General features: G+C 57.6%; 5 protein-coding genes and 1 pseudogene (1 of these 6 only partly in view). 2 read left to right on the forward strand and 4 right to left on the reverse strand.

What is annotated here, in order from left to right; translation table 11 throughout:
* Positions 1–461, reverse strand: a pseudogene (locus ACIOVB_RS26255) (peroxiredoxin) (it extends 140 nt beyond the left edge of the window).
* 314 nt (positions 462–775) lie between these two features.
* On the opposite strand from ACIOVB_RS26255, the gene ACIOVB_RS26260 reads away from it, so the two are divergent.
* Both ACIOVB_RS26260 and bfr read left to right on the forward strand, forming a co-directional pair.
* Positions 776–994 carry a bacterioferritin-associated ferredoxin gene (locus ACIOVB_RS26260; protein WP_093430580.1) on the forward strand — a complete coding sequence of 73 codons (219 nt, stop codon included), beginning with the start codon at positions 776–778 and terminating at the stop codon, positions 992–994.
* 200 nt (positions 995–1,194) lie between these two features.
* Positions 1,195–1,668 carry a bacterioferritin gene (bfr, locus tag ACIOVB_RS26265; protein ID WP_187678174.1) on the forward strand — a complete coding sequence of 158 codons (474 nt, stop codon included), beginning with the start codon at positions 1,195–1,197 and terminating at the stop codon, positions 1,666–1,668.
* Positions 1,669–1,774: 106 nt separating this feature from the next.
* On the opposite strand, the gene grxD is transcribed toward bfr, so the two are convergent.
* From grxD to ACIOVB_RS26280, 3 genes are all read right to left on the reverse strand, one after another.
* Complete coding sequence (gene grxD, locus ACIOVB_RS26270; RefSeq protein ID WP_187678175.1) at positions 1,775–2,116, reverse strand: Grx4 family monothiol glutaredoxin; 342 nt, start codon at positions 2,114–2,116, stop codon at positions 1,775–1,777.
* A gap of 97 nt (positions 2,117–2,213) precedes the next feature.
* The gene (locus ACIOVB_RS26275; RefSeq protein ID WP_401272133.1) at positions 2,214–4,319 is read right to left on the reverse strand and encodes a molybdopterin oxidoreductase family protein; all 2,106 of its coding nucleotides are present in this window, start codon (positions 4,317–4,319) and stop codon (positions 2,214–2,216) included.
* Positions 4,320–4,454: 135 nt separating this feature from the next.
* A complete protein-coding gene (locus ACIOVB_RS26280) occupies positions 4,455–4,745 on the reverse strand; it encodes a hypothetical protein (RefSeq protein WP_103305479.1) in 291 nt (96 codons plus the stop codon).
* Positions 4,746–5,200: the final 455 nt, after the last annotated feature.

Genomic DNA, 5,200 nt, shown 5'->3' on the forward strand with positions numbered 1-5,200 from the left:
AGCTCTTCCATGTATCGGCCCAGCGGCAGGTCGATGATGATCTGCGAGCGAACACCGCCTGTGTCGTCGATCAGGAACGCGCCACGGAAAGCCACGCCGCCTTCGGATTCAACGTCGTAGGCCTTGGCGATTTCGTGCTTCATGTCGGCAGCCATGGTGTATTTCACCTGACCGATGCCGCCATTGTTCACTGGAGTGTTGCGCCAGGCGTTGTGGGTGAAGTGCGAGTCGATCGACACAGCGATCACTTCAACGTTGCGTGCTTTGAAGTCAGCCATGCGGTTGTCCAGAGCGATCAGCTCGGACGGGCAGACGAAGGTGAAGTCCAGTGGGTAGAAGAACACCAGGCCGTATTTGCCTTTGATGGCCGAGGACAGGGTGAAGCTGTCAACGATCTCGCCATTGCCGAGTACGGCCGGGACGGTGAAGTCAGGGGCTTGTTTGCCTACGAGTACGCTCATTGATATCTCCTGGTGTAAAAACTTGAAGTTCAGGGTCCGGGCCAGCCTGCCACCCTGAGGCGACAGCCCTGTGACACGAACCCCCTTCGCAAGGGCCGACCATCATACACTGCGTTTTTGGCCTGTCCTTAACGGTTTTTTAAAGCAGGCGGATAACGGCGTTGCATTTACAGGGCCAGGCAGATGGCCAGTCACTACCGCTCGTCAGTCACTCGCTAATCCCGGCAAAAGCCTTCCGAAAGCACTTTGACAATCATTCTCGTTAACATTAAGATCCATCGCAATTGAGTCACAACCAGCGACGGTTCTCACTTATGTATGTTTGTCTCTGCACTGGCGTCACCGACGGTCAAATCCGCGATGCGATCTATGAAGGTTGCTGCAGCTACAAAGAAGTGCGCCAAGCCACCGGCGTCGCCAGCCAATGCGGCAAATGTGCCTGCCTGGCCAAGGAAGTGGTTCGCGAAACCCTGACGAAGCTGCAAACCGCCCAGGCTGCGATCCCCTATCCAGTAGAATTTACTGCTGCGTAATTACCCCTATTTCAAAGAACCGGACTTATGTCCGGTTTTTTTATGCCCGCAAATCAATCGGTTAGGCTCTAGACGCGGAACACAAACATTCTTATTCAGATTTATTTTCATTTATTATTCAATAACTTAGGTTTGACACTTATAAACGTGCAGCTCAAACTCCGCCTTATATACAGCTATTACAGGGCAGGACTCCGATCATGAAAGGCGACATTACAGTCATCCAGCATCTCAACAAGATCCTTGCCAATGAGCTGGTCGCGATCAATCAGTACTTCCTGCATGCGCGCATGTATGAAGATTGGGGCCTGAACAAGCTGGGCAAGCACGAGTACAAAGAATCCATCGACGAGATGAAGCACGCGGACAAGCTGATCAAGCGCATCCTGTTCCTCGAAGGCCTGCCGAACGTGCAGGATCTGGGCAAGCTGCACATCGGTGAGCACACCAAAGAAATGCTGGAGTGCGACCTGCGTATCGAGAAGACCGGCCACGCCGACCTTAAAGCCGCCATCGCGCATTGCGAGACCGTTGGCGACTTCGGTAGCCGTGAACTGCTCGAAGACATTCTCGAATCCGAAGAAGAACATATCGACTGGCTGGAAACCCAACTGGGCCTGATCGACAAAGTCGGTCTTGAGAACTATCTGCAATCGCAGATGGGCGAAGAGTAAGTTAGCGCCCGCTAATCTTGCGACACTAAAAAGCCCCGCCCTCTTTCGAGGCGCGGGGCTTTTTATTGCCCGGGTTTCAGCATTTGCTGAAACCCACAGAAGCCAATCAGGCTTCGGACTTGTTCGCAGCAGCCGCTTCGACAGCAGCCTTGATGGTGGTTTGCAGCGAACCGTCTGCAGACATCTCGGTCATGATGTCGCTGCCGCCGACCAGCTCACCACCCACCCACAGTTGCGGGAAAGTCGGCCAGTTGGCGTACTTTGGCAGGTTGGCGCGGATTTCCGGGTTCTGCAGGATGTCCACGTACGCAAACTTTTCGCCACACGCCATCACAGCCTGCGCAGCTTTCGCAGAGAAGCCACACTGTGGGGCATTCGGCGAGCCTTTCATGTAAAGCAGAATGGTGTTGTTGGCAATCTGCTCTTTAATCGTTTCGATGATATCCATGGAGCACCTCGGCTGAACTTTCCGACTCATGGGTCGGCACGGTGGCGCATTGTAACGGAATCCCGAGCGCCATGCTCGGTCTCCCCGACAGACATGTTCAAGCCGCCGCCACTGTCACCGGCACGCCATTGAGCGCGGCATTACCGGACAACTCGTCGAGCTGGCATTCATCCGTCAGGTCGTTGGCACTCGAACCCGGCTGACCGCTGGCAATCGCCATCTGCACACCAGGGCGCGCATGGCCCCAACCGTGCGGCAGGCTGACCACGCCCCTCATCATGTCCAGACTGCCGAGCACTTCCACTTCGATCTGCCCGACCCGCGAACTGACCCGCACCAACTGACCGTCATTGAGCCCACGGCTGGCGAGATCATCCGGATGCATCAGCAGCTGATGACGCGGCTTGCCCTTCACCAGACGATGGTAATTGTGCATCCACGAATTGTTACTGCGCACATGGCGGCGGCCAATCATTAACAGCTCATCGGCGGCCGGCGCCTGCAATGCGGCGAAGCGTGCGAGATCCGCGAGGATCTCCGGCGGCGCTGCTTGCACCCGCTGATCAGGCGTTTTCAGACGCTTCGCCAGATTCGGTTTCAACGCGCCCAGATCAACGCCATGGGGATGATCGAACAGCGTCGCCAGCGACAGCTTATGCTCGGAAGCATCGCCATAGAGGCCCATGCGCAGCCCCATGTCGATCATCTTCGCCGGCGGCATCGTTGGTTTGAGCTCCTTGCCGGTTTTCTCGGCAAAGGCCTTGGCCAATCCGACAAAGATCTCCCAGTCATGCAGCGCGCCCTCAGGCTTGGCGAGGATCGCGCGGTTGAAACGACTAACGTTGCGCACCGCGAACAGGTTGAACGTGGTGTCGTAGTGATCGTTCTCCAACGCAGAAGTGGACGGCAGGATCAGGTCGGCATAACGGGTGGTTTCGTTGATGTACAGGTCGATGCTGACCATGAACTCCAGACCGTCCAGCGCTTGCTCCAATTGTCGGCCGTTGGGCGTCGACAACACCGGGTTGCCTGCAACGGTGATCAGCGCGCGGATCTGTCCCTCGCCTTCGGTGAGCATCTCTTCAGCCAGTGCCGACACCGGCAGTTCGCCGCCGTACTCGGGGCGCCCGGAAACACGGCTTTGCCATTTGTTGAAATGCCCGCCCGAGGTCGACGCCACCAGATCAACAGCAGGCTCGGTGCACAGCGCACCGCCAACGCGATCCAGGTTACCGGTCACCAGGTTGATCAACTGCACCACCCAGTGACACAAGGTGCCGAACGCCTGAGTCGATACGCCCATCCGCCCGTAGCACACCGCGCTTGGTGCGGCAGCAAAGTCGCGGGCCAGTTGACGAATCTGTTCGGCGGGAACGGCGCACAACGGACTCATGGCTTCAGCGGTGAACGTCGCCACGGCGGCGCGGACTTCGTCCAGCCCCTCGATTGGCAAATGACTGTCGCGGGTCAGGCCTTCATCAAACAACGTGTTGAGCATGCCAAACAGCAGCGCCGCATCGCCGCCCGGGCGCACGAACAGATGCTGATCGGCGATCGCTGCTGTCTCGCTGCGCCGTGGGTCGACCACCACCACTTTGCCGCCGCGCGCCTGAATCGCTTTCAGGCGTTTCTCCACGTCAGGCACAGTCATGATGCTGCCGTTGGACGCCAACGGATTACCACCGAGGATCAGCATGAAGTCGGTGTGATCGATGTCCGGGATCGGCAGCAGCAAGCCATGGCCGTACATCAAGTAGCTGCTGAGGTGATGCGGCAATTGATCGACCGACGTCGCGGAATAACGATTGCGCGTCTTCAGCAGACCGAGGAAATAGTTGCTGTGAGTCATCAGCCCATAGTTATGCACACTCGGGTTGCCCTGATAGACCGCCACCGCGTTTTGCCCATGCCGTTCCTGAATCGCCGCCAGCCGCTCGGCCACCAGCGCGAACGCCTCGTCCCACTCGATCGGCAGCCATTCACTGCCGACCCGGCGCATCGGCTGGCGCAGGCGATCAGGATCATTCTGAATGTCTTGCAGGGCCACGGCCTTGGGGCAGATGTGGTCACGGCTGAAGGTGTCGAGAGCATCGCCCTTGATCGAGGTGATCGCGACAGCGCCATCAGTTTCGGTGGTCTCGATGGTCAGGCCGCAAATGGCTTCACACAGGTGGCAGGCACGGTGATGGAGAGTCTTGGTCATGGCCAGTCTCTGTTTTGTTCTGGGGCAGGTAATGACGCCTGCGGGAACAAAACTATGGCCCCTACGTCGGTGGGGCGCCAGCGACGTTCGTCTTGTGAATCGACGGCTATCAGGCGAGCCGATAGCCCGCCGCGATCAGTTGGACGGCAGTTGCGGCGGCGCCTGCAACTGGATTTCCTGAATGGTTTCGATCTGCTCGTGGGCGACGTGTACGCCGGTGAGTTCGCCGATCAGCCGCCAGTGTTCGTCTAGCCCGGCGCTGATGGTCGCCATGCGGTCGATCATCTGCCGGCTGGCAGCTTTGACCACGTCGTCTTCGCTGCGCAGCAGTTCGAAGGACATCGAAGTGACCGATGCGGTGAGATGGGTCAGAGAGCGAGCCGTATGGCCCAGCAATTCCATTAACAGTTTTTCTTTCGATTCCATGCGGAGGCTTCCTGCGTCGCTCGAAACGTATTTATAACCCAGCACTTTGCTTTAGCAAATGTTTCAGACTGAGCATCCGACCAAGTGGTGGCATGGCGCCATGGTCGTAAACCGACCAAAGCGGCGCTATCCCCGCCAAACCGGATTGCCAAGCCCTGCGAGGCCAGTGTACAAAGAGGCTCGCTGCTGTCCTGAACCCGGTTTCAAATGCGTGACGACTCTATTCAGTCCGCCCTCCGAATCCCGCAAAAACCGTAGCCTATTGGAAAAACGCGACATTTAGTGTCAATATCGCGCCTCCCCCTATTTCGTCGCCCCGTGCGGCTTACGCCGCAGGTCTCGCCCGTTGTTCCGATAAACAAGGCTTTGAGCATCTGCGGTTTGTAGCAAAAAGGTAGTCAATGATGAGCGCAAGGCACTTTCTCTCCCTGATGGATTGCACGCCCGAAGAGCTG

It is taken from the genome of Pseudomonas sp. NPDC087639 (assembly GCF_044743385.1).
Classification (GTDB): domain Bacteria; phylum Pseudomonadota; class Gammaproteobacteria; order Pseudomonadales; family Pseudomonadaceae; genus Aquipseudomonas.